Genomic DNA, 24,907 nt, shown 5'->3' with positions numbered 1-24,907 from the left:
ATCATCGACGGCGCCGAAAAGGCGCCGACAACCCGTGCCTGAAAGCGCTGCGAATGCAGCGCTGGAGTGACTCAGACCGCGACTTCGGCCTTGATGTGCGGATGTGCTTCGTAGCCTACCAACTCGAAATCTTCGAACTTGAAATCGAACAGGTTGGTGACCGCCGGATTCAGTTTCATCTGCGGCAATGGCAGCGGCTCACGCGTCAGCTGCAAGTCGGTCTGCTCGATGTGATTGGCGTACAGGTGGCAGTCGCCTCCGGTCCAGATGAAGTCACCCGGTTGCAGCCCGCAAACCTGCGCGACCATCAGCGTCAGCAGCGCGTAGCTGGCGATATTGAATGGCACGCCGAGGAAAATATCCGCCGAACGCTGGTACAGCTGGCAGCTCAACTTGCCATCCGCGACGTAGAACTGGAACAGCGCGTGGCACGGTGGCAGCGCCATTTGATCAACCAGCGCCGGGTTCCAGGCTGAGACGATCAGGCGACGCGAATCCGGGTTGGTCTTGATCATTTCGATCAGCTTGCTGATCTGATCAATCGACTGGCCATTGGGCGCAGGCCAGCTGCGCCACTGATAGCCATACACCGGGCCAAGATCACCGTTTTCATCGGCCCACTCGTCCCAGATGCGCACACCGTTTTCCTTGAGGTAACGGATGTTGGTGTCGCCCTGCAGGAACCACAGCAGCTCATGGATAATCGACTTGAGGTGGCACTTCTTGGTGGTCACCAAGGGAAAGCCATCCGCCAGATTGAAGCGCATCTGATGGGCAAACACCGAGTAGGTGCCGGTGCCGGTGCGATCACTCTTGAACGTGCCGGTTTCGCGCACCAGACGCATCAGATCGAGATACTGTTTCATTACAACTCCGCAAACGTGCCATCGGCGCTGACCGACTGGGTCCAATCGGTCAGCACAAAGGTTTAATCGAGCATTTTACTTGAGCTTGAGCCTTCTCAGTGCGAGTTGGCGGCAGCGGGCGACTGACGGCGGTAAGCGTAGGCGATAAGGCCCAGACCGCCGAGAATCATCGGCAGCGACAATACCTGGCCCATGGTCAGCCAGCCCCACGCCAGATAGCCCAGCTGTGCATCCGGCACACGGACGAACTCGACAATAAAGCGGAAGATCCCGTAGCACATGGCAAACATGCCGGACACTGCCATGGTTGGGCGCGGCTTGCGCGAGTAGAACCAGAGAATGGTGAACAGTGCCACGCCCTCAAGGGCAAACTGATACAACTGCGACGGGTGGCGCGCCAACTGCTGCGGGTCGGTCGGGAAGACCATTGCCCACGGCACATCCGTTGCCTTGCCCCACAATTCAGCATTGATGAAGTTGCCGATGCGCCCAGCGCCCAGACCAATCGGCACCAGCGGCGCGATAAAGTCCATCAGCTCGAAGAAGCTCTTGTTATTGCGTTTGCCGAACAGCCACGCCGCCAACATCACGCCGATAAAGCCGCCGTGGAACGACATGCCGCCCTTCCACACTTCGAGAATCAGCAGTGGGTTGGCGATGTAAGACGACAGGTCGTAAAACAGCACATACCCCAGACGGCCGCCCAGAATCACGCCCATCGCGCACCAGAACACCAGGTCGGAGAGCTTCTCCTTGCTCCAGGTCGGCGCAAAGTCATGCAACCGGCGCGACGCCAACAGCCAGGCACCACCAATGCCGATCAGGTACATCAGGCCGTACCAGTGAATCTTCAGGGGGCCGATGGCCAGAGCAACCGGATCAATCTGCGGGTAAGGCAGCATTCAAAACTCCTCAGTGCCTTCGCGAATATCAGGCCAGGCAATAAATTAACGGTGCGCAGTTTACGCCAGAGTGACAGTAACTGGCGAAAACCATAAGCGCCAATCAAGCAGTTTCAGACCAGAATCACAGCAAGAAATTCACACCCACCGAGAACAGCAGCAGCGCAAACAACCGCTTGAGCATCAGCGGTGACAACCGATGCGCCAGCCGCGCGCCAACACGGGCGAAAAACATGCTGCTGATGGCGATACCCGCCAGCGCCGGCAGGTAAATAAAGCCTGCACTCCATTCGGGAAGCTGCGGGTTGTTCCAGCCGTTCCACATAAAACCGACGGCGCCGGAAACGGCAATTGGCAGGCCACAGGCAGCTGATGTGGCCACGGCTTTTTGCATGGGCACGCTGCGCCAGGTCAAAAATGGCACGGTCAATGTGCCGCCACCAATACCAAATATTGCCGAGGCCCAGCCAATAACCACACCGGCGCCCGTCAGCCCGACCTTGCCCGGCACAACACGGCTGGGATTGGGCCTGAGTTGCAGGCTCATTTGCACCGCAACCACAAGGGCGAAAACCCCGATAATCTTTTGCAGCATTTCACCGTTAAGCAGCGCAGCGGTCATGCTCCCGAGTTGGCCTCCGAGGCAGATGCCCAGCAGCATCCAGACAAATAGCGGCCAGAGCACTGCGCCTTTGCGGTGATGCTCAAGTACCGAGTTGATCGAGGTAAAAATGATCGTCGCCAGCGAGGTGCCAATCGCCAGATGCGTGAGAATCTCGGGGGCAAGACCCTGCGCTTTGAAGCTTAAAACCAGCACCGGAACGATGATTATTCCGCCACCTACGCCAAACAGACCGGCCAGAACCCCGGCCGCCGCGCCCAGCGATAAATACATCAACAGTTCCATGCTCACCCCCGATAACGAAGACGCATGTTAACGGATGCACAGACGTGGCTCTAGTCGAACCCGCAAGTGCTGAGGGCTGATCAGGCAGAGCAATTGAATGCTGGACGCTGGGCGGTTGAAGCACGTATTTTCAAATGAACAGGAACCCGGATAAGCGTGTCTGCCGATTGTGCTGGCGGAACGCATTGCCAAATTGACCCAAGGAGTTTGTTCATGTGCCTGATCGTTTTTGCCTGGCGGCCCGGCCACGCTCAACCCCTGATTGTCGCGGCCAACCGTGACGAGTTTTATGCGCGCCCGAGCGCTGCGCTGGCGCAATGGCCAGAAGCGCCTGGCGTGTATGGCGGGCGTGATCTGGAAGCCGGTGGAACCTGGCTCGGTATTGGCCCAAATGGGCGCTTTGCGGCACTGACCAATATTCGCGACCTGACCCTGACGCCAGGGCTGCGCTCGCGCGGTGAGTTGCCGGCGGCGTTTCTGCTCGGCCAGGCGAGCCCTGAAGACTACCTGACTGAACTGATCCGCTCGGGTGAGAGCTATTCAGGTTTTAATCTGCTGGTCGCAGACCAACAGCAGATGTGCCACCTGAACTCGCAGACAGGCCAACTCCGCGTATTGGAGGCAGGCGTCTATGGCCTATCCAACGCAGACCTCGACAGCCCCTGGCCGAAGGTGCAACACGCTCGCCACGGGCTTGCCGAGCTACTGGATCAACCGCAACTCGAACCGCTGGCAGAGCTGATGCATGACGGCAGCCAACCCGATGACAGTCGCTTGCCGCACACCGGCGTAGGGATTGCGACCGAGCGACTGCTGTCGAGCATGTTTATCGCCAGCGCCAATTACGGCACCCGCGCCACCACCGTGCTGATCAGCCACGCCAATGGCCAGCGACAATTGCTTGAGCGCAGTTTTGGCCCGCATGGGGCAAAGTTGGGTGAGGTGACACTGGCGTTGTAAGTCGGGCGGCGTTGCGCCCGACTTTTTCAAACGCAGGGTTACGCCTGGATATCTGACGCCGGGTTGATCATGCGGCCGAGGCCAAGATTACGCAGCGCGAGTTGCAAGGTACTGTCGACCAAGTGTGGGTTGTCGATTTTCATTACCTTGCTCAACAAATCCTGAGCCTTGGTCATGGTCACCTGACGCAACAGCCACTTGACCTTGGGCAGGTTGGTGGCGTTCATCGACAGGCTATCAAAACCCATCGCGGTCAGCAGCACAGCTGCCGCCGGATCACCGGCCATTTCGCCGCAAATGCTCACCGGCTTACCTTCTGCGTGGGCGTCCTCGACCACTTTCATCAGCGCTTGCAGCACGGCCGGATGGTAGAAGTCGTAAAGGTCCGCTACGCGTGGATTGTTGCGGTCCACGGCCAGCAGGTATTGGGTCAGGTCGTTGGAGCCGACCGAGAGGAAGTCGACCTGACGCGCCAATTCACGAGTCTGGTAAACCGCCGCCGGGATTTCGATCATCACACCGATGGGTGGCAATGGCACATCGGTGCCCTCGTCACGCACCTCGCCCCACGCCCGGTGAATCAGGTGCAGGGCTTCTTCAAGCTCCTGAACGCCGGAAATCATCGGCAGCAGAATCCGCAGGTTGTTCAGCCCTTCACTGGCCTTGAGCATGGCACGGGTTTGCACCAGGAAGATTTCCGGGTGATCGAGGGTCACGCGAATGCCGCGCCAGCCCAAGAACGGGTTGTCTTCTTTAATCGGGAAATACGACAGCGCTTTGTCACCGCCGATGTCCAGGCTGCGCATGGTCACGGGCAGCGGATGGAAGGCCTGTAACTGCTCGCGGTAAATCGCCAGTTGTTCTTTTTCGCTGGGGAAGCGCTCGTTGATCATGAACGGCACTTCGGTGCGGTACAAACCAACACCTTCGGCGCCACGCTCCTGCGCCCGGGCTACATCGGCAAGCAAGCCGGTATTGACCCACAACGGCATGCGGTGGCCATCGAGGGTTTCACACGGCAACGCACGCAGCGCATCGAGGCCCTGACTGAGTTGACGCTCTTCCTCAACCACATCGGCGTATTGCTTGCGCAGCAACTCACTGGGGTTGGTGAATACTTCGCCGTGATAACCGTCGATAATCAGCTGAATGCCGTCGATCTTCGAATACGGCAGATCAACCGCACCCATCACCGTCGGAATACCCATGGCACGGGCAAAAATGGCCACGTGCGAGTTACCCGAACCGAGTACTGAGACCAGACCGACCAACTTGCCTTCCGGAACCTCGCCGAGCATCGACGGCGACAGTTCTTCACTGACCAGAATGGTGTTGTCGGGATAGGTAAGCGTCTGCTGGCGCGCCTGCTGCAGATAGGCCAGCAAACGCCGCCCGAGATCTTTTACATCGGATGCACGCTCACGCAGGTAGGCGTCATCCATTAATTCAAAACGATTAACGTGCTCGCTCACAACCTGGCGCAATGCGCCTTGCGCCCACTGGCCGGTCTTGATGACCTTGACCACTTCATTACCGAGGGCGGCGTCTTCGAGCATCATCAGATAAACATCAAACAGTGCGCGCTCTTCCTTGCGCAACTGTGTGGCCATTTTCGCCGAAAGTGCGCGCATATCACGGCGAACACCTTCTAATGCGGTCGAAAACAGCGCTAATTCAGCTTCAACGTCGTCTACATGTTTGTCCGGTACAACTTCCAGGTCTGCGGGAGGTAGCACAACTACAGCCGTGCCCACTGCCGCGCCTGGCGAACCCGGCACGCCGACGAACTTGGCCTCCTGAATACCTTTACCCTGTCGCCCCAGACCGCGAATCGAACCGGTGGCTTCAGCGTGAGCGATTACCCCAGCAAGCTGCGCGCTCATCGTTACAAGGAAGGCTTCTTCACCCTCATCGAACTGGCGACGCTCTTTTTGCTGGATAACCAGAACACCCATCACCCGACGATGGTGAATGATCGGTGAACCGAGGAATGAGGCATAACGCTCCTCGCCAGTTTCAGCGAAGTAGCGATAACGCGGGTGAGCGGCGGCATCTTCGAGGTTGAGCGGCTCTTCGCGCGTACCGACCAAACCCACCAGACCCTCGTTCGGGGCCATGCTGACCTTGCCAATAGAACGCTTATTAAGACCGTCGGTGGCCATCAGCACAAAGCGATTGGTTTCCGGGTCGAGCAAATAAACCGAGCAGACCTGGCTGCCCATGGCCTCTTTTACGCGCTGCACGATAATGCCCAACGCCGACTTGAGATCCTTGGCGGCGTTTACTTCCTGGACAATTTTGCGCAGCGTATTGAGCATGGCTCGGCTCTATCTGTTGGTTTCAGTCTCGCGCTAACAGGCGCGGGGCAAGTTCCTTAAGTGCACGACGATAAACTTCGCGCTTGAATGTAACCACTTGGCCTAACGGATACCAGTAACTAACCCATCGCCAGCCGTCAAATTCCGGCTTATTGGTCAGATCCATGCGCACCCGCTGCTCATCAGCGGTCAAACGCAGCAGAAACCATTTTTGCTTCTGGCCTATGCACAGCGGCTGGCTGTGCGTACGCACGAGACGCTGGGGTAGACGATACCTCAACCAGCCCCGCGTGCAGGCGAGAATTTTCACATCCTTCTGTTCCAGCCCTACCTCTTCATTCAATTCGCGGTAGAGCGCTTCTTCGGGGGTTTCGTTGTCATTGATTCCACCCTGAGGAAACTGCCACGCGTCTTGGTTTATCCGACGCGCCCAAAGCACTTGGCCAGCATCATTGGTCAGAATGATGCCGACATTGGGGCGAAAACCATCAAGATCGATCACGGCACACAACCCTGTAAACGCATGTTCCAGCATTGTTCCATAAAGGTTGTGAAAGCAGCAACGTGAGTGGCCCAAGAATTGCTCTGACTCTTGAAAGCGCAATTAAATCCCTGCCATTTACCCATTGAGGATTTTCCCTACACCCGCAAAAATCGGTATTCTGAGCGCCCTCGACGTGACAAACAGAAGGTGCCCCGTGCGTTTAGCTTTATTTGACCTCGATAACACATTGCTCGGCGGTGACAGCGATCACGCCTGGGGTGATTACCTGTGCGAGCGCGGGATACTCGATGGCGTGGCCTACAAGGCGCGTAACGACGAGTTTTATCAGGACTACCTGGCCGGCACCCTCAACCTGACCGACTACCTGAATTTCAGCCTTGAGATTCTTGGCCGCACCGAAATGGCCCAACTGCAAACCTGGCATCAGGAGTTCATGCGCGACTGCGTCGAGCCGATCATTCTGGCCAAGGGCGAGGCCTTGCTCGCAGAGCACCGCGCCGCTGGCGACAAGATTCTGATCATCACCGCTACCAACCGCTTCGTCACCGCGCCAATCGCCAAACGCCTGGGCGTTGAAACCCTGCTGGCCACCGAATGCGAAATGCTCGACGGCCGCTACACCGGCCGCACCACAGACGTGCCGTGCTTCAAAGAAGGCAAAGTGACCCGCCTGCAGCGCTGGCTGCAAGAAAACAACATGACGCTGCAAGACAGCAGCTTCTACAGCGACTCGATTAACGACCTGCCCCTGCTCGAGCAAGTCACCCGCCCGGTGGCAGTAGACCCAGACCCGAAACTACGCGCCGAAGCCGAAAAACGCGGCTGGGAAATCATCTCCCTGCGCTAGCCCACCTTGTCGCAGGGAGATGGCAAATTGCGGCGCATGCGCCGCAATTTGAGTTGTGAACCAACGCAATACCACCAACCAAAAGCAGCCCGCACCCAGCGGGAAGCCCGCCATGACGGAAGCCGCGACGCGGATTCCATCCTCCAGTGAAAACGCAATCAAGGTATTCTCAATTAACCGGAGGATGGATAGCGGCGCAAAGCAACGCAATCCGTCGGACGATTTGCGCCACGCCACCAATCCCGAGTCGACCTGTAAGTCCGCCATATAGCAGCCAACCCAAACATCCCCAAGCCGATCAGCAAAAGTCCAGACACCGCAAAGCGCCCCATTCCAGCCGGCCAAATGTAATCGTTGCGCCAGCGTTCAAAAATCAAAAAACCAATCAAAAGCAGACCGCGCACAGCAGGCCATCCGCCATGTCGGAAGCCGCGATGCGGATTCCAACCTCCGCATTAACCGCGTGAGTCGAGGAGGATGGATTAGCCGCCACGCGGCGTAATCCGTCATGACATTGCGTCGGATTAATGCATAAGCCGCGGGTGGATTCCATCGTCCGCATTCAGCCCAAACGCCGACCATCCCCAGCCGATCACATCCAGCCCAGACACCGCAAAGCGCCCCATTCCAGCAGGCCAAATGCAATCGTTGCGCAGTGGGTCGAGCCGCAGGGATGCGGCGAGAGTTGCGTTGGGCCAAGGACGGCCCATCGCGACGTGCCCACGGAGCAACGATGGAATGCGGGAAGCCGAGCAAGGCGAGGCCCAATGGAGGGGCACAGAACTTTGGGTTACTTTTGCTTCGTCTGGCAAAAGTGACTCGCCGTAAGGGCGAAAGGGTGACCAGAGAACGCCCGAGATTCAGGCTTAGCGCCAGCGTTCAAAAATCAAAAAGCCAATCAAAAGCAGACCGCGCCCCAGTAGGCCATCCGCCATGCCGGAAGCCGCGTTGCGGATTCCAACCTCCGTATAAGTCGCGTAAGTCGCGGGGGGATGGAGTAATCCGTCATGGCATTGCGTTGACGGAATACATAATCCGGAAGATAAAAATATTACGACACCAATCAAAAGCAGACCGCGTCAGCGGGAAGTCAGCCATGACGGAAGCCGCGATGCGGATTCCATCCTCCGCATCAATCGCGTGAGTCGAGGGGGGATGGATTCGCCATATAGGCCGCGTGGGCCGTGGAGGATGGATTAGCCGCCACGCGGCGTAATCCGTCATGGCATTGCGTGGGTGGAATGCATAAACCATCGCCAGAATTGGCTCCTACAATCCCATGCAAAGCACATCAAACCAAGCCTTCACCAAACGCACTTTACCAACAAGCCAAAAACACTCGCTGCAAGACGCGCTTGTCGCTACCCCACTCACACAAAGGTTAAACCGGCTTAGCGCCCATCAACCCCATAATGGCCACCAACACAACCAAAATCAGCACAGCATAAACCATACACAAACGCACCAGCCCAGTCGGCGCTGGCGTCTCACCAAGCGCCTGCCAAACACGCAAACGCCCCGACAACAACAGCCCCAGAATCACCATCAGCGCAAACAAGCCACTGCTCGCCAGCAGCCACATCTGACTCAACGGCAATGCCGTTTTATCCACCATCCAGTAACCACTGAACGGCAGCGTCAGCGCCAGCAAACCCAACACTGGCAGACTGATCATGCGGGTGCGCTTGATCTTGCGCTGCAACACCGCAGCATCACCGCCACGCTTGGCTTTGAAAATCATGAAAAAGTGCGCCAGCAACCCAAGAAGCAGAAGTCCGGCAATTGCACTGTGGGCGATTTTGACCAGCTGATAATGTTCCATATGCGCCTAGTTAGTTATCCAAGAAAAAGGGTGTAGGCCGGATTATTACTTTCATCCCAATAGGGATAGCCGATTTCATCCAATGCTGCCGGCACCAGATGGCGCTCTTCGGAAGGCACTTGCAAGCCAGCGACTACACGACCATCAGCCGCGCCGTGGTTACGGTAGTGGAACATCGAAATATTCCAGCGCCCGCCCAGCTTCTGCAAAAAGTTGAAAAGTGCACCCGGACGCTCCGGGAACTCGAAGCGCAGCACAATCTCGTCACTGACCTTGGCCGCATGGCCGCCGACCATATGGCGGATATGCAGTTTGGCCAACTCGTTATCGGTCAGGTCGATCACCGGAAAACCCTGGCTGCTCAGGCTTTCGACCAAGGCCACGCGTGGGTCATTCTCGGGATGCGTCTGCACGCCGACAAAAATATGCGCTTCGCGGCCGGTGTGATAACGGTAATTGAACTCGGTGATCTGGCGCTTGCCGATTGCCTCGCAGAAGGTCTTGAAGCTGCCCGGCTGTTCGGGGATGGTGACCGCGATGATTGCCTCGCGGCCTTCACCCAACTCGGCGCGTTCAGCGACATGGCGCAGGCGATCGAAATTGACGTTGGCGCCCGAGTCGATGCCAACCAGAACCTGATCACTGCAACCGCGGGTTTCGACGTATTTCTTGATACCGGCCACACTCAGTGCGCCCGCAGGCTCGGTGATCGAGCGGGTATCGTCGTAGATGTCCTTGATCGCCGCACAGATTTCATCAGTGCTGACGGTGATTACTTCATCGACATAATCTTTGCAGATATTGAAGGTATGTTCGCCAATCTGCGCCACGGCAACGCCGTCCGCAAACAAGCCGACCTGACTTAGCACCACGCGCTCGCCCGCGGCCATCGCAGCCTGCAGGCAATTGGAGTCGTCCGGCTCAACGCCAATTACGCGAATTTCCGGGCGCAGATACTTCACATACGCAGCAATGCCGGCAATCAGACCGCCACCGCCTACCGGTACAAAAATCGCGTCGATCCGGCCCGGATGCTGGCGCAGAATCTCCATTGCCACGGTGCCCTGGCCGGCAATCGTGTGCGGGTCATCGTAAGGGTGAACATAAATGTAGCCCTTCTCGTTGACCAGTTTCAGCGAGTGCGCGAGGGCTTCGGGGAAACTGTCTCCGTGCAACACCACTTTGCCGCCGCGTGAGCGAACGCCATTGACCTTGATCTCGGGAGTCGTCTTGGGCATCACGATTGTGGCCTTGACCCCAAGCACTTTGGCCGCAAGCGCCAGACCTTGCGCATGGTTGCCGGCCGAAGCTGTGACCACGCCACGCGCCTGTTCCTCGGGGCTGAGCTGGGCCAGCTTGTTATACGCGCCGCGAATCTTGAAAGAGAACACCGGCTGCAGATCTTCGCGCTTGAGCAGAATCTGATTGTGCAGACGCTCGGAAAGCTGATTGGCAATTTGCAGGGGCGTTTCTACGGCTACATCGTATACACGCGAGGTGAGGATCTTCTTGACGTACTGTTCGAGCATGGCGGGCATCGCAGGCGGCTAAATCAGGGAACCAACGAGTCTACCCCAGCCATCGGCTGTACGACCACACGAATACTGGGCTTTTAGCCCTCATTTCGCCGATCTTTGCCCATCGCCAGCCAACACACCGCAACCGCCGACGGGCCGAACAGCTATAATGCGCCCTCTCAGTTTCTTCTAAGTGGAACCCGGCATGACCCAGGATCAACTCAAGCAAGCAGTCGCTCAGGCTGCAGTCGACTTCATCCTTCCAAAACTCGACGCCAAAAGCGTAGTTGGGGTCGGCACCGGCTCCACCGCCAACTGCTTCATTGATGCATTGGCCAAGCACAAGACCGAGTTCGATGGCGCCGTTGCCAGCTCCGAAGCCACAGCCGAGCGTTTGAAAGGCCACGGTATTCCGGTGTACGAGCTGAACACCGTCAGCGACCTGGAGTTCTATGTCGACGGTGCCGACGAGAGTGATGAGCGCCTTAACCTGATCAAGGGCGGTGGCGCAGCGCTGACCCGCGAGAAAATCGTCGCAGCGGTGGCCAAGACATTTATCTGCATTGCCGACGCCAGCAAGCTGGTTCCGGTTCTGGGCACTTTCCCGCTGCCTGTCGAAGTGATCCCGATGGCGCGCAGCCATGTGGCGCGTGAGCTGGTAAAGCTGGGCGGCGATCCGGTTTACCGCGAAGGCGTGATAACCGACAACGGCAACGTGATTCTCGATGTGTGGAACATGCAGATCGTTAATCCGGTGGAGCTGGAAGCCCAGATCAACGCCATCGTTGGCGTCGTCACCAACGGCCTGTTTGCTGCACGCTCAGCCGACTTGCTCTTGCTCGGCACGCCAGAGGGCGTCAAGCAACTGGTCAAATAGTGATGAGATGACCTGACCTCCTTGAAAATCCGGACTAGTCTTGGCTTGTCCCTACAACAAGGAGTGAGGTCATCCATGGCCAGCAAATTTCATCTGAAGAAAGCTAAAGACGGTCAGTTCCACTTCAACCTGCTCGCCGGCAATGGCGAAATCATCCTCACCAGCGAGATGTACAAAGCCAAGGACTCAGCCCTCAACGGGATCGAGTCAGTGCGCAAGAACTCGCAGCGTGAGGGTGCTTTTGAGGTTAAAGAGTCGAGCAACGCCAAGCACTACTTCGTACTGAAAGCGACCAATGGCCAGGTTGTTGGCCAAAGCCAGATGTACGCCAGTGCGTCGAGCTGCAAGGGTGGCGTTGAGTCGGTGCAGAAGAATGCACCAGAAGCCGTACTCAACGACGAAAGCTGAATTCACCCCAAGTAATCAAACGCCGAAGCCCAGGCTCTGAGCTTCGGCGTTTTGCTGTGCGCGATATTCAATCGCTGTTTTCAGTGCTTTTTTCGAAGACATAAAACAGATTCGGCTCACTGATCAGATACAGCACACCCTGGTCATCCATCGCCACGCCTTCGGCCTGCGGCACCGAGCGCTGCAAACCATGCTGGCCCGCCAACAGCGATAAGGTGCTCACCGGTTTTCCCTCAGAATTGAGCTCGATAATCAACCGAGACTCATCTGACAACGCCAGCAAATGGCGAGTCCGACTGTCAAATTGCAAGCTGGACAAATCCCGCACGAACAAACCTTTGTCGCGCTCAAGATTATCGGCAATGTTCACGGACATTCCTGACTGCCCAGCCGTTTCGGCAAAGCCGGTTATCTCAATAATCCGCATGGGATCGCGTTCTTTGGCAACAAATAAACGCTTGCCGGCCCTGTCGTAGGCCAGCCCTTCAAAGCCCTTGTTACCGTTGAGCCCGATGCCCAGTGACAATTGGGCCGCGTCCTGCGCATTCAATTGAGTGGTGACCTCGGCGTCATCTATCTGCACTTTAAACAGCCGATGCTCACGCTCATCGGTAATCACGAACACGTTTGGGCTGATGTACTCAACGGCTTCCGGGTCGCCGAAACCCGTCAGCTGAATGCGCCGGAGCACTTCTCCGTCGAGCGACAACTCAATCAACTGAGGATTTTGATTGGTCACGGTAAAAAGGCTGCGCCGGTCCGGGTCATAGGTCAGTGCCGAAATGTCCGCCTCAAGCCCCTCTATGGGCTGCGCCTCGACCTTCACGCGATAGTCCGTCAGCCAAATTGAGTTGGCCTCCTGCATCGCGGCGTCACGCCAAACATTCGAATTAAACCAGGCCCGTTGGACTAACCGATGTTGCTGCGCCCAAACAGCCAATGCCAGGAGTACGACGACCACCAAGGCCGCCAGCACACGCTTTAAGGTCAAGAAAGAACGCATGCGTTATCTCAATAAGTAGAAATCCAGAGCCCGAGCAGAACCTGCCGCCCGGTAAGTTTATGCAGACAGTCAAACAAAGCGAAAACCCCGCTCACAACAGTGAGCAGGGTTGGCGTTCGGTTTACAGCGGGACTTACTTGACCAGTTCGACCCGGTCGACCTCAACATCACGGCGATCGTGATGAACGTCTACCTCGCCGGTCAGACGCACTGTGGCGGTTTCAGACACTTGCTGCTGCGGCCACTTATCATCATCGATTTCAACTTCGATGGTGCCGGAAGCATCTTTGAACAGGTACTGCTCATGCTTGAGGCGCTTGACGATTTGTCCCTGCAGCACAACCGGAGTGTCATCAGCTGCAGTCATCGCACCTGCGACATCTTTTATCTGTGGGGTATCGCTGGGGCCGGTGTAGCCGGCCGCCATGACCGCGCCAGAGAAAACAGGAGCAAGCAGCAAAGCCAATACAGTGCGTTTCATATTCATATCCTCATGCGTTGAAGTGATGGGGAAAGAGTAGTTGCGTTAACTGAATTAACTCTTAAACAGGGCTTAAGCCAAACTTAATTTGGCTCAACCTCTTTGCGGAACACGTACATAAGGTCCGGTTCAGCAATCACATAGATAGTGCCGTCTGTAGCAATTGCAACGCCCTCAGGTTGTTTGATGCCCAAGGAAAAACCACCCATACCCACACCCAGATTGATAAAGCCCAGTGGATAACCTTGCGCATCCAGTTCGACCAACATGCGTGATTCGTCGGACAACACCAGGATGTTCCCGGTGCGAGAGTCATAGCTCAACGAGGAAATATCCCGCACGAATAGCCCGTCGCTCACCAGCTCATGCAGGGTTACGGCTGCATTGGCTTCAGCCGGCAATTGAAAGCTGAATATACCCAGCGGATCGCGCTCTTTGGCCAACAGCAAGCGCTGCTGTTCTGGGTCCCAGGCCAACCCTTCAAAGCCTTTGTTTCCAGCATCGGCAAAGCCCAAGTCATAATTTTCAGCCGTGCTGGCATCGAGGCTTTGAGTGTGCTCATTAACTTGAAACACGCTCATGCGATGCATGCGCTCATCAACCACCGCAATGCGCCCGCCCGATAACACCTCAACCGCTTCGAGATTAGAGACCCCATTGATGGGGATCTGCCGCAATACGTCGCCGGCAAGCGACAGCTCGATCAGAAGAGCCGTCTTGCCGGTAACGGCAAACAATGTATTGCTGCTGGCGCTGTAACTCAGGCCCGAGGTTTCGAACGCTTCAAGTCCGCTTAACTTATAGGGCTTGCCGACTATTCGGTAATCGCCCAAGCCGATACTCGCGGCCTTTTCAGCAGGCGATAAAACATGTGCCTGTGCGGATAGCACTGCGCGTGGAAATAGCTGGAGGTAAATCACCGCTGCAGTGATAAGACCAATGACAACGTACAACAGCACCTTAGGTGCATAGCGTAGCCATGAAGCTGCAAACATCTGAATGTCTCTTGTAATTATTATCAATCATCACCTGCGCGGCGGGCGCAGGTGAGTAGTGCAGAGATGCAATCAGCGTTTAACAGACTTTACTGGTGAAACTCGAGTGGCCAACCAGTTCCAGCTCGACTTCGTCACCCTTGTTCAGCGGGCCAACGCCTACCGGCGTGCCCGTGAGAATGACATCGCCCGGCTGCAGGCTGAAGTGGCCGCAGATGTGCTGGATCATCGGCACAATCGGGTTGAGCATGTCGCGGCTGTTACCGTCCTGACGCACAGCACCGTTAATAGTCAGGCGAATGCCGATATCGGTCAGATCAGCGATCGCATCGCCCTGCACAAAAGGTGCGAGCACGCAGGCGCCATCGAACGACTTGGCGACTTCCCACGGATAGCCCTTCTCTTTGAGCTTGGCTTGCACGTCCCGCAGGGTTAGATCCAATGCCGGAGCAAAGCCCGAAATCGCATCCAGCACTTCTTCTTCATTCGGCGTGCGCGACAGCGGCTTGCCAATCAAAACCGCAATTTCAGCTTCGTAATGCACCGAACCCCGGTCTTCAGGAATGCTGAAACCGCCGTCCACAGCCACCACACAACTGCCCGGCTTGATGAACAGGATGGGCTCAGTCGGCACCGGGTTATTCAGCTCTTTGGCGTGCTCGGCGTAATTACGCCCGATGCACACGACTTTACCCAACTGAAAATGGATATGGGTGCCGTCAACATACTGGTGCTGGTAACTCATAAACGCTCCTGACAAAGGAAAACTGCCCAACTGGGGCTGCTGCAAGCAAACCGGCGAGATCAGCTGTGCAAACCTCGCTGGCAGTAAGTGGCAGTCAGATTATTCAGCGAATATTTTGCCCGGGTTCATGATGCCGTTCGGGTCAAATACTGCCTTGATCGCCTTCATGTAGCCGATTTCAGCGGCGCTGCGGCTGTAATGCAAGTAGTCACGCTTGGTCATACCAACACCGTGCTCGGCCGAGATCGAGCCGTTGTACTTCTGCACGATCTCAAACACCCACTTATTAACAGTTGCGCATTTGGCGAAGAATTCGTCTTTAGTCAAAGACTCGGGCTTGAGGATATTCAGGTGCAGGTTGCCGTCGCCGATATGGCCGAACCAGACGATTTCAAAATCCGGGTAGTGTTTGCCGACGATCTCATCAATATCGTGCAAGAAGGCCGGTACTTTCGACACAGTCACCGAAATATCGTTCTTGTACGGTGTCCAGTGCGAGATGGTTTCAGAGATGTACTCACGCAGCTTCCACAGGTTCTGCAGTTGCTGTTCGCTCTGGCTCATAACGCCGTCCAGCACCCAGCCTTGCTCGACGCAGTGCTCAAAGGTTTCCAGTGCCGCGTTGGCGACTTCTTCTGTGCTGGCTTCAAATTCAAGCAGCGCATAGAACGGGCAGTCAGTCTCGAAAGCAGGTGGCACATCGCCGCGCGCCATGACTTTGGCCAGTGCTTTGTCGGAGAAGAATTCGAACGCGGTCAGGTCCAGTTTGCTCTGGAAGGCGTGGAGAACCGGCATGATCGAATCGAAGTCAGCAGCGCCCAGCACCATTGCCGTGAGATTCTGCGGCGCGCGGTCAAGGCGCATGGTGGCCTCAACCACGAAACCCAGCGTGCCTTCGGCACCGATGAACAGCTGGCGCATGTCGTAGCCGGTGGCATTCTTGATCAGGTCTTTGTTGAGTTCCAGCAACTCACCCGTGCCGGTCACCACTTTCATGCCCGCGACCCAGTTGCGGGTCATGCCATAACGGATCACCTTGATACCGCCAGCATTGGTGCCAATGTTGCCGCCAATCTGGCTGGAACCCGCCGAGGCGAAGTCGACTGGATAATAAAGGCCCTGCTCTTCGGCGAAGTTCTGCAACTGCTCGGTGACAACGCCTGGCTGGCAGACAACAGTACGATCAAATTCGTTGAAATCGAGAATCTGATTCATGTAATCGAACGAGACGACCACTTCGCCATTGGCCGCAACAGCGGCGGCGGAAAGACCGGTGCGGCCACCCGACGGCACCAGCGCAACCTTATGCTCATTCGCCCAGCGAACAATGGCCTGAACCTGCTCGATGCTCTTCGGAAACACGATGGCTTGCGGGGCCGGGGCAAAATGCTTGGTCCAGTCCTTACCAAAAGCTTCCAGGGATTCGGCGTCGGTCAGCACTTTTCCAGGCTCAACCAGGGACTTTAGCGTTTCAATCAGGGCTGGGTCAGTCATCGATAGAACTCTCAAACGATTCATGGTCACCCTGAGCACGCTTCATCTGCCAGGGTAGGTGTTTCGCGGGGCTCGTATGCTAGCATATGCACCCTGCAAATCATGCTCCAGGCTGATCTGCGGGCCCGATCAGCAATGGCGCTGACTTCCGTGACACTTAATTGTGGGACAACAGGTACTCCGATGAGCAAGACCTCTCTCGACAAGAGCAAGATCAAGTTCCTTCTTCTCGAAGGCGTCCACCAAAATGCTGTGGACACTCTGACGGCTGCTGGCTACTCAAACATCGAGTACCTCACCGGCTCGCTGCCTGAAGCAGAACTGAAGGAAAAGATCGCCGAGGCGCATTTTATCGGCATTCGTTCACGCACCCAGCTCACCGCTGAGGTGTTTGACTGCGCCAACAAGCTGGTTGCAGTTGGCTGTTTCTGCATTGGCACCAACCAGGTTGATCTTGACGCTGCACGTGAGCGCGGCATCGCCGTTTTCAACGCACCGTACTCGAATACCCGTTCGGTTGCCGAACTGGTACTGGCTCAGGCCATCTTGCTGCTGCGCGGCATCCCTGAGAAGAATGCTTCCTGCCACCGTGGCGGCTGGATCAAAAGCGCGGCCAACTCCTTCGAAATCCGCGGTAAAAAGCTGGGTATCGTCGGTTATGGCTCCATTGGTACACAGCTGTCGGTTCTCGCCGAATCGCTGGGCATGCAGGTGTTCTTCTACGACGTGATCACCAAGCTGCCGCTGGGTAACGCCACCCAGATCGGCAAGCTGCACGACCTGCTGGGTATGTGCGACATCGTCTCGCTGCACGTTCCGGAACTGCCATCGACTCAGTGGATGATTGGCGAAGCGGAAATCCGCGCCATGAAGAAGGGCGGCATCCTGATCAACGCGGCGCGTGGCACCGTGGTTGAGTTGGATCATCTGGCAGCGGCAATCAAAGACGAACACCTGATTGGCGCGGCCATCGACGTATTCCCAGTAGAGCCACGCTCTAACGCCGAAGAGTTCGAAAGCCCGCTGCGCGGCCTTGATCGCGTGATCCTGACTCCGCACATCGGTGGCTCGACTGCCGAGGCTCAGGCCAACATTGGTCTGGAAGTCGCCGAGAAGCTGGTCAAGTACAGCGACAACGGCACATCGGTGTCTTCGGTCAACTTCCCGGAAGTGGCACTGCCATCGCACCCGGGCAAGCACCGTCTGCTGCACATCCACCAAAACATTCCGGGTGTGATGAGCGAAATCAACCGTGTGTTCGCCGAAAACGGCATCAACATTTCGGGTCAGTTCCTGCAGACCAACGACAAAGTGGGTTACGTAGTAGTCGACGTCGACGCCGAATACTCGGACCTGGCGCTGGAAAAACTGCAGCACGTTAACGGCACCATCCGCAGCCGCGTACTGTTCTAATTCCGAACAGTTGTAACGGCTAAAAAAGAAGAGGGAGGCTTAGGCCTCCCTCTTCTCGTTTCAGCGCAGCAAACGCCGTGGATTTACTTGACGGTGATAGTGATTTTGTCCGACAGCAGCGGCGGATCGAATGGCACGTGGCCTTTATCGCCCAGCAACAGTTGCAGGGTGTGCTGGCCCGGCTCGAGCGTCAGCTCAGTTTCGGTCTGGCCACCGCCATAGTGAATAATCTTGTCGGTGGCGGGGATCACCTTGTCCATCGCCGGCAGCGTGTCCTGGTCGATCAAAAGATGGTGGTGCCCGGTATTGGGCGCATCCGTACCTGCTGGCGCGACGTTCATACCGCTGATACCGAACTTGACGGTGAACGTCTGGCTGACTGTCGCACCATCAGCTGGCTCAACGATATATACCCGTGCATCTTCCATGGCCTTGGCCCTTGGCGCTTCAGCCAAGGCAGGGCTACTGACGGCAAACAAAAGGGCGGCTAGCCCGAGAGTGGGCATGACTACTTTCATAACAGACTCCGTGTCTTTTGGTTGAGTACAATGGACGGTAAACCCCGCCAATCGTTCAGCGTAACTACGCTATCGCCAAGTGTAGGCGTCATCCAAAAGATACGCGCGGAATCGGCTGAAATACCTATTCCAGAGCAGATTCAAGCGCAGCCAACGCCAAACTGGCCTGCGCCAATTGGGTTTCATTGAAGACCTGCACACCCGCCCGTTTTAACAGCGCCGCGGTAACACCCTCGCCCGCCACCTTCACGCCGCTAAAACTACCGTCGTAGTTCTCCAGGTTGCCGCACGACGGGCTGCGCGCCTTGAGCAGCGCCAAGCCAATACCGTGCTGGCGAACCAGTTCCAGCGCCTGCTGCGCGCCACTGACAAAGGCTTCGGTGCAGTCTTCGCCATCGATAGTCGAAACACTGAGCAATCCGTCCAGCACCTGCGCACCTTGTCCGCCAGGGATCTCCGCCGGTGGGCGTGGCGTTGGCAAGCCGCCAGCCACTTCAGGGCACAGCGCGATGACCCGGCCCTCTGCCTGCCATTGCTGCAACAGGTCGAACGGGCCATGCGCACCGCCGTCATAGCGCACGCGATGGCCAAGCAGGCAACGACTAACCAAGATTTTTTGCACAACAAGCTCCTGCATTTACTCGAATGGCGAAGCGACTAGAACGTATCGGCGCCGCGCCGACGAAACCAACCGGCTAACGACAGGCGTTCACGGGTGGCCGGCAAGACTTCGTGGGGCATATCGGCCGACATGAACACCACCAGACTGCCGGCCTCTGGCCGCACGTCGCGGGTCTCGCCATCCAGCAGGTACAGGCGCAGCTCGCCGCCAAAGTCGTCCTGCCATTGTTCATTCAGATAGAGCACGACCGAGACAGTGCGCCGGTCGTCATCGCGAAAGCGGTCGAGGTGCTTTTTATAAAAAGCACCTGCCGGATAGAAAGCGAAGTGGCTTTCATAGGAATCCAGACCGAGAAACAGCTGTTGATTAAGCGCGAGCCGCAAGCCGTCGATCAATTGCAGATACGCATCGGTGGGGGCCGACTGTCCCGGCTCCAGCCACTCGATCTGATCGCCGCGGATCGCCTCGCGGATCTCTTGCCCGGCACCGCGTCCCACTCTGGCGGGGCTCAGAGCGCCATTTTTTACCCGGGCACGGCACTCTTGGGCCAATTCGGCTGTCAAAGTCTGACTAGCAAAACCGGGCAGCAGCGACCAGCCCTGCGTGGCAAGGTCATCAATAATTACTGCAAAGGGCATATCAGTGGTATCGGTTGTCATGCGTATAATTCTATCAGTCTCGTTGCCGCGCCTCGATATGCTTCTCCGCCCTTGAAATCAGTGCCCGCCAGACAGGAGTCTTTAATGCGCGCGATCTTCACCGCTCTATTCATGCTACTGAGCTTGCCGGCTCTGGCCGATGTGCACACTGATCTGTATAAGGCCGCCGGCTGGGCGCAACAACGGGCCAATTTCAATGATGCACTCGCCGCCGCGCAGCAGCGCTATCGCCAGAGCCTGCCACCCGCGGTGTATGACGCACTTGTGAGCAACAGCAATCAGCGATTCGCACCGCAAGCGATGGATCAGCGCGCGCAGCAAAGCTTTCGCGAGAATCTGCACGAGCCGCAGTCGGCCCTGCAATTCTTCGAGTCACCGTTGGGCCGCAAGGTCGTCAGCGCCGAGCAATTGGCTACACGCAAGGATCAGTTGGCGAAATATGCCAACGGCCTGCCCCGCGTTGATGCCAGCGACAGTCGCCGCTTGTTGATCAGCCACCTCGCGCAGGCCCTGCCCGCCAAGGAAGCTGGCGCCGAAGTGAGCCTGGCGTTGGCCGGCGTGGCCGCAGACAGCCTGAGCCAGATGATCCCCGGCTTGCTCGGCGGCGACACCGCGCAGAGCATGCTCAATAGCCAGCGCCAGCGCCTGATGGGTCAGATTGGCACTGATCTCGACAACACCTTGCTGTTTGTTTACCGCGACTTGTCCGATCCTGAGCTGGATGAGTTCATCACTTTCGCCGAATCGCAGGCCGGTAAAGACTATTATCAGGCCGCACTCGCCGCTGTGCGCGCCGGCCTAGCCGTTGGCCAGAGCACATCCAGCCTGAATCAGGCACCACAAGGTATCTAACGGCTCAGCGATTGAGTTGCTCGGTGAGAAAACTGAAGTACTCAGCGCGAAACTCCGCCGACTCATTGGCCAGATGATGGCGCGCCTGCTTGATACGCAGCACACGCGGGCCGGCAAATTTGTCGGCCAGCACCTGCAGGTTATACGGCCAGTCTACCGTGCGGTCTTCCTCTCCCTGCACCACCAACGGCCGCCGCGGACTGCGCGGGGCATTCTCGATACGCGGCACCCAGCGCCCCAGCGCGCCTACCCAGGCAGTGGGCAGGTTGCGTGGCTGTAACGGGTCGCGATTGCGCAGGAAGTCGAGAAACACAGGGTCATGCGAGTTATCACTGAAACGCCGCTCTATCTTGCTCACAAACGACTTGAGCAGCAGATAACTGAGCTTGGACCAACCCCAGGCCCGCGGCCTGACCAACGGCGCCAGCAGGATGATCTCACCGATATCACTCTGCGGATTTGCCGTCAGCAGGTAATCAATCAGAATCGCGCCGCCAGTGCTCTGGCCAAACAGGTGCAAGGGTGCCGGTAGCTGCAACTCACGAACCAGCTCAATCGCACCCTCCAGCACGGACTGATACTCGGCGAAGTCGTTAATACTGGCGCGAGTGCCGCTGGATAAACCATGCCCGGGCAAGTCGAGCGCCATAACGGCGAGATTCTGCTCCAAAGCCCAGCGCATGACATGGCCATACAAACCACTGTGGTCGTAATAGCCATGCAGCAAAATCAGTGTCGCTTTGGGCTGCTCAGGCAGCCAGAGTTGCGCGGCAATGCGGTAACCACCCGCCTCGAAGTAACCCATGCGCGCATGAGCTGCCGGTAATTGTTCAAGGCCGTAAAACGCCCGATAAGCCAGCTCTTGCGGCAATGCCTGGGCGGGCGCGGACGTTAACGGGCGAAGACCTGCGACTAAACGCTCAGGCTTAAATTGCTCTAGCATGCAGCTATCCATAAATCAGGCGGGGTAAGCAGGCATCCAATGCACTACAACGAACTGCAGATATTCTGCTGCCAGACGCATCGTGGCAAGCTATGCACCCCAGAGATAGAACCTTGTCATGCCTCGACTCAGTCGTAAAACCTTACTGGCCTGCGTAATAGCAGGCGTATCAGTGATAGTGCTAATTCTCGCCTTTAGCTGGTTCGAAGCCCGCTATGTGCGCTCATTCAGTGAACGTACGGCGATATTTTCCGGCGATCAATTGCAATTACCCGCCGAGTTAGCCGGCCCCGGGGCAATCCGTATGGTGCACTTCTGGGACCCGGCCTGCCCCTGCAACGTCGGCAACCAACAGCATCTTGCCGAGCTGGTGAAAAATTTCACCCCGCTGGGTGTTGAGTTTTTTGCCGTGCAAAAACCCGGCAGCCACGGCGAATTGCCCGCTGATCTCAAAGCGATCAAAGCATTACCCGCTCTGCCGGGTTCAGCCGACTTGCCAGCCAGCCCGGCGGTAGCGATTTGGGACCGTGAAGGCAAGCTGGCCTATTTCGGCCCTTACAGCTCTGGCATTACGTGCAATTCAAGCAACAGCTTTATCGAGCCGATACTCAATGCGCTCAAGGACGGTCGCAAGGTACACGCCAGCAACAACATGGCAGTCGGCTGTTTCTGTGACTGGAAGCCGGCCGATATAACCGAGCCATGAGCATGGCGTCCTAGCGCCAGCAAAGCTGTCTGGCTGCACGTAAAAGCCCCGGCAGAGCACTGAGTGCGCTGCCGGGGCTGAAGCTACTGTCGCCTTAGGGCTTGGTTTTTTCCGGCAGCGCGAAGGCCACCAGATAATCACCACGATCATTCGGGTTATGCGGCGCTCCGGCGGCGTTAACCACTATGAACTGGCGCCCTGACTTCTTATCGATGTAGGTGATAGGTGTCGCCTGACCGCCAGTCGGGATGGCGCCTTTCCACAGTTCCTCACCCGTTTCAACGTCATAGGCGCGCAGATAGTAGTCTTGCGTACCTGTCATAAACACCAGCCCGCCACTTGTGGTCACCGTGCCGCCCAAGGTCGGCAAACCCACTTTAATCGGCAACCTTGTCGCAATACCAAACGGCCCGACCTCTTCGGCAGTGCCTACCGGCCGCTGCCAGACCACCTTGCGCGTTGCCAGATCAATCGCCGTCAACGTGCCAAAAGGCGGCTGCACACAAGGCACGCCAATCGGCGACATGAACATGTTGAGCTTGAGCCCATAAGGCGTGCCGTATTGCGGGTTCCACTCGCCGTGAGGTTTAGCCCCGCCAAGGGACTTCATGACCTTGTCGATCTCGGCGCGGGGCATCAGGTTGGTGCGAATCGGCATGCGCAAATCATTGACGATCAGAAGATTACGCTCCTGATCAATGGATGCGCTGCCCCAATTGAAGCCACCATAATTACTCGGAAATTGAATGATCGGTTTCAGGCTCGGCGGCGTGAAATCGCCCTTGTAGATGCTCTTCTTGAACATGATGCGGCAATAGAGCTGATCGACCGGCGTAATGCCCCAGGCGTTGGTTTCACTCAAGCCTGCTGCGCCAATCGCCGGCATGCCTACCGAATAAGGCTGAGTGGGCGAGTAGCGTTCACCTTTAACATCACCGGCAGGCACCGGGCGCTCTTCAATTTTGGTCAGCGGGGTTCCGTCACGCCGATCAAAGGTGAAAATCTGGCCGCGCTTGGTCAACAGAATCAGCCCCGGTACGGTTGTGCCGTCCGGCATGGGAAAGTCCACCAGCGATGGCTGTGACGGAATGTCGTAGTCCCAGAGGTCGTGATGCACTGTTTGAAACTTCCAGCGCTCCTTGCCCGTGCTCAGGTCAACGGCAACGATTGAGGAGGAGTAATCATCCATCGCCTTGGTGCGCAGGCCGCCGTAATAGTCTGGGGTCGCGTTACCGGTTGGCAGGTAAACCAAGCCGAGATCCAGGTCATAAGACATTGGCGCCCAAATATTGGGCGTACCGCGGGTATAGGTTTCGCCTGGCGGTGGCAGCTTGTCGATTTTGGCATTGCCCAGGTCCCACGCCCAATCCAGCTCACCCGTGCCGGCATTGAAGGCGCGCACAACGCCGGAAGGCTCACCAACCGACATGTTGTCTGCCACCCAACCACTGAGCAAAATCTTGTCGCCCGCGACCATCGCCCCTGAAGTCTGCATATAGAAACCGGGCTTGGCTTCGCCAATACCCTGCTGCAAGTTGACCACACCGTGGTCACCGAAGCTTTCGCAGAGTTCACCATCGCTGGTTTTGATGGCCAGTAAACGCATATCGATTGTGGCCATGACAATGCGCGTGCCGCAGGCGTCGGGCTTGGGCGGCTTGTACACGGCAACACTGCGACAACGGTTCCAGAACGGCGCTTCGGCTTTCGGGTCAAACTGCCAGCGGGTTTTACCCGTGTCGCCATCCAGTGCGGTCAGGATGTTGCGCGGCGAACAGTGATAAACCACGCCATCGACATACAGCGGTGTGTTCTGGTTTTCGTTGCCAAGTTCGGCAATATCGCCATGACGGGTAGTCCAGGCCACTTTTAACTGATCGACATTATCGACGTTGATCTGATCAAACGGCGCATAGCGCGTGCCTTCACCTGTGCGTCCGTAGTCGGTCCATTCGCCGCCTGTGGCAGCGGTCAGATCTGTCACCTTGCCCGGCGTAAACGCTATGGAGTTCTGCACAATACCGTGCGGTACGAACATCCCGGCCAACGCCGCAATAAACACGCCCAGAAGAGCAACGCCAGCAATCACTGCGCCTCGTTTGAGCGCAGCCGAAGCCGGTGAAAACAGCGGAACCAAGAGCAACGCAATGATTGCCAATACCAGATGCACGAGCGTGCGCGGCACCAATGCCCAAAAGTTAAATTGCACCTCAGATACTGCCCAGACCAGCGTGAGCGCAAAGAGCGCCAAATAGCACCAGACGCCCCAAAGGCGTCCCTTGCTGATAGCAACGCCGGAATACGCCATCGCTGCGCCAGAAATCAGGTAATACCAGGAGCCCCCGAGAAAAATCAGATAGGCGCCGCCCAAGGCAAGCACAGCCCCCAACAACGCCATGAGCAGGCCAAAACAGCGCACGAGTGCACTGACAGGTTTATGCGAACCAATCGAAGTCATTAACAACATCCTTGTAATAAATCACTTGGTGCGGAGGGCGGATTTACCTGAAACGACTGTACATAGAAAGTTACTCAATACCTGACGCC

The 24,907-nt window shown here is 57.0% G+C and carries 24 protein-coding genes; 7 read left to right on the top strand and 17 right to left on the bottom strand.

The annotated features are described in order from the left end of the window. Window positions 1-71 precede the first annotated feature (71 nt). The 3 genes from FEZ62_RS10825 to FEZ62_RS10815 form a co-directional block, all read right to left on the bottom strand. On the bottom strand, window positions 72-866 hold the full coding sequence (locus FEZ62_RS10825; RefSeq protein WP_172927652.1) for a thymidylate synthase: 795 nt from the start codon (window positions 864-866) through the stop codon (window positions 72-74). Between the two features lie 95 nt (window positions 867-961). Continuing rightward, window positions 962-1,768 (bottom strand): prolipoprotein diacylglyceryl transferase, encoded by an 807-nt coding sequence (gene lgt, locus FEZ62_RS10820; RefSeq protein ID WP_150548108.1) that lies wholly within the window; start codon window positions 1,766-1,768, stop codon window positions 962-964. 124 nt (window positions 1,769-1,892) lie between these two features. After that, complete coding sequence (locus FEZ62_RS10815; RefSeq protein WP_172927651.1) at window positions 1,893-2,675, bottom strand: sulfite exporter TauE/SafE family protein; 783 nt, start codon at window positions 2,673-2,675, stop codon at window positions 1,893-1,895. Window positions 2,676-2,888: 213 nt separating this feature from the next. Between FEZ62_RS10815 and FEZ62_RS10810 the strand changes: the two genes are divergently transcribed. After that, window positions 2,889-3,635, top strand: a complete 747-nt coding sequence (locus tag FEZ62_RS10810) for an NRDE family protein (RefSeq protein WP_172927650.1) — start codon at window positions 2,889-2,891, stop codon at window positions 3,633-3,635. A 38-nt stretch (window positions 3,636-3,673) separates the two neighbouring features. Here FEZ62_RS10810 and ptsP read toward each other — a convergent pair whose 3' ends face one another. Then, entirely contained in the window at window positions 3,674-5,953 is a 2,280-nt protein-coding gene (ptsP, locus tag FEZ62_RS10805; RefSeq protein ID WP_069902298.1) for a phosphoenolpyruvate--protein phosphotransferase, read from the bottom strand. 22 nt (window positions 5,954-5,975) lie between these two features. Next, the gene (locus FEZ62_RS10800) at window positions 5,976-6,455 is read right to left on the bottom strand and encodes an RNA pyrophosphohydrolase (RefSeq protein ID WP_069902651.1); all 480 of its coding nucleotides are present in this window, start codon (window positions 6,453-6,455) and stop codon (window positions 5,976-5,978) included. A gap of 196 nt (window positions 6,456-6,651) precedes the next feature. Between FEZ62_RS10800 and FEZ62_RS10795 the strand changes: the two genes are divergently transcribed. Continuing rightward, window positions 6,652-7,305 (top strand): HAD-IB family hydrolase, encoded by a 654-nt coding sequence (locus tag FEZ62_RS10795; RefSeq protein WP_172927649.1) that lies wholly within the window; start codon window positions 6,652-6,654, stop codon window positions 7,303-7,305. Window positions 7,306-8,686: 1,381 nt separating this feature from the next. On the opposite strand, the gene FEZ62_RS10790 is transcribed toward FEZ62_RS10795, so the two are convergent. Both FEZ62_RS10790 and ilvA read right to left on the bottom strand, forming a co-directional pair. Beyond that, window positions 8,687-9,127, bottom strand: coding sequence for a DUF2269 family protein (locus tag FEZ62_RS10790; RefSeq protein ID WP_172927648.1), 441 nt, complete (start codon window positions 9,125-9,127; stop codon window positions 8,687-8,689). 14 nt (window positions 9,128-9,141) lie between these two features. Further along, entirely contained in the window at window positions 9,142-10,656 is a 1,515-nt protein-coding gene (gene ilvA / locus FEZ62_RS10785) for a threonine ammonia-lyase, biosynthetic (protein WP_172927647.1), read from the bottom strand. A 193-nt stretch (window positions 10,657-10,849) separates the two neighbouring features. Between ilvA and rpiA the strand changes: the two genes are divergently transcribed. Together rpiA and FEZ62_RS10775 are read left to right on the top strand one after the other, a co-directional pair. Beyond that, window positions 10,850-11,521 carry a ribose-5-phosphate isomerase RpiA gene (gene rpiA, locus FEZ62_RS10780; protein ID WP_069902295.1) on the top strand — a complete coding sequence of 224 codons (672 nt, stop codon included), beginning with the start codon at window positions 10,850-10,852 and terminating at the stop codon, window positions 11,519-11,521. Between the two features lie 75 nt (window positions 11,522-11,596). Further along, window positions 11,597-11,929, top strand: coding sequence for a YegP family protein (locus FEZ62_RS10775; protein ID WP_069902294.1), 333 nt, complete (start codon window positions 11,597-11,599; stop codon window positions 11,927-11,929). Between the two features lie 67 nt (window positions 11,930-11,996). On the opposite strand, the gene FEZ62_RS10770 is transcribed toward FEZ62_RS10775, so the two are convergent. The 5 genes from FEZ62_RS10770 to FEZ62_RS10750 form a co-directional block, all read right to left on the bottom strand. After that, window positions 11,997-12,932 (bottom strand): SdiA-regulated domain-containing protein, encoded by a 936-nt coding sequence (locus FEZ62_RS10770; protein ID WP_172927646.1) that lies wholly within the window; start codon window positions 12,930-12,932, stop codon window positions 11,997-11,999. A 133-nt stretch (window positions 12,933-13,065) separates the two neighbouring features. Then, window positions 13,066-13,413, bottom strand: coding sequence for a NirD/YgiW/YdeI family stress tolerance protein (locus tag FEZ62_RS10765; RefSeq protein ID WP_069902292.1), 348 nt, complete (start codon window positions 13,411-13,413; stop codon window positions 13,066-13,068). 83 nt (window positions 13,414-13,496) lie between these two features. Further along, the gene (locus FEZ62_RS10760; RefSeq protein WP_172927645.1) at window positions 13,497-14,408 is read right to left on the bottom strand and encodes an SdiA-regulated domain-containing protein; all 912 of its coding nucleotides are present in this window, start codon (window positions 14,406-14,408) and stop codon (window positions 13,497-13,499) included. A 79-nt stretch (window positions 14,409-14,487) separates the two neighbouring features. Then, a complete protein-coding gene (locus FEZ62_RS10755) occupies window positions 14,488-15,153 on the bottom strand; it encodes a fumarylacetoacetate hydrolase family protein (RefSeq protein ID WP_172927644.1) in 666 nt (221 codons plus the stop codon). Between the two features lie 99 nt (window positions 15,154-15,252). Then, window positions 15,253-16,647, bottom strand: coding sequence for an FAD-binding oxidoreductase (locus FEZ62_RS10750; protein ID WP_172927643.1), 1,395 nt, complete (start codon window positions 16,645-16,647; stop codon window positions 15,253-15,255). Window positions 16,648-16,830: 183 nt separating this feature from the next. Here FEZ62_RS10750 and serA point away from each other — a divergent pair, with 183 nt between their 5' ends. Further along, window positions 16,831-18,060: a phosphoglycerate dehydrogenase gene (serA, locus tag FEZ62_RS10745; RefSeq protein ID WP_172927642.1), complete on the top strand. Its 1,230-nt coding sequence runs from the start codon at window positions 16,831-16,833 to the stop codon at window positions 18,058-18,060. Between the two features lie 83 nt (window positions 18,061-18,143). Here the strand turns inward: serA and FEZ62_RS10740 are convergent, their stop codons facing one another. The 3 genes from FEZ62_RS10740 to FEZ62_RS10730 form a co-directional block, all read right to left on the bottom strand. After that, complete coding sequence (locus FEZ62_RS10740) at window positions 18,144-18,578, bottom strand: DUF4399 domain-containing protein (RefSeq protein ID WP_069902287.1); 435 nt, start codon at window positions 18,576-18,578, stop codon at window positions 18,144-18,146. Between the two features lie 124 nt (window positions 18,579-18,702). Then, window positions 18,703-19,200: a 2-thiouracil desulfurase family protein gene (locus FEZ62_RS10735; protein WP_172927641.1), complete on the bottom strand. Its 498-nt coding sequence runs from the start codon at window positions 19,198-19,200 to the stop codon at window positions 18,703-18,705. Between the two features lie 35 nt (window positions 19,201-19,235). After that, entirely contained in the window at window positions 19,236-19,859 is a 624-nt protein-coding gene (locus FEZ62_RS10730) for a 2OG-Fe(II) oxygenase (protein WP_172927640.1), read from the bottom strand. 84 nt (window positions 19,860-19,943) lie between these two features. Here FEZ62_RS10730 and FEZ62_RS10725 point away from each other — a divergent pair, with 84 nt between their 5' ends. After that, complete coding sequence (locus FEZ62_RS10725; RefSeq protein ID WP_090514286.1) at window positions 19,944-20,711, top strand: DUF2059 domain-containing protein; 768 nt, start codon at window positions 19,944-19,946, stop codon at window positions 20,709-20,711. 4 nt (window positions 20,712-20,715) lie between these two features. Here the strand turns inward: FEZ62_RS10725 and FEZ62_RS10720 are convergent, their stop codons facing one another. Continuing rightward, window positions 20,716-21,654, bottom strand: a complete 939-nt coding sequence (locus FEZ62_RS10720; RefSeq protein ID WP_172927639.1) for an alpha/beta hydrolase — start codon at window positions 21,652-21,654, stop codon at window positions 20,716-20,718. A 118-nt stretch (window positions 21,655-21,772) separates the two neighbouring features. Here FEZ62_RS10720 and FEZ62_RS10715 point away from each other — a divergent pair, with 118 nt between their 5' ends. Then, the gene (locus FEZ62_RS10715) at window positions 21,773-22,360 is read left to right on the top strand and encodes a DUF6436 domain-containing protein (RefSeq protein WP_172927638.1); all 588 of its coding nucleotides are present in this window, start codon (window positions 21,773-21,775) and stop codon (window positions 22,358-22,360) included. A 94-nt stretch (window positions 22,361-22,454) separates the two neighbouring features. Here FEZ62_RS10715 and FEZ62_RS10710 read toward each other — a convergent pair whose 3' ends face one another. Further along, complete coding sequence (locus tag FEZ62_RS10710; RefSeq protein WP_172927637.1) at window positions 22,455-24,818, bottom strand: membrane-bound PQQ-dependent dehydrogenase, glucose/quinate/shikimate family; 2,364 nt, start codon at window positions 24,816-24,818, stop codon at window positions 22,455-22,457. Between the last annotated feature and the right edge of the window lie 89 nt (window positions 24,819-24,907).

The sequence above is a fragment of the Pseudomonas sp. MS19 genome, from assembly GCF_013277615.1.
Lineage (GTDB): Bacteria > Pseudomonadota > Gammaproteobacteria > Pseudomonadales > Pseudomonadaceae > Aquipseudomonas > Aquipseudomonas marincola.
This window is presented reverse-complemented; position numbering and strand designations above follow the sequence as displayed.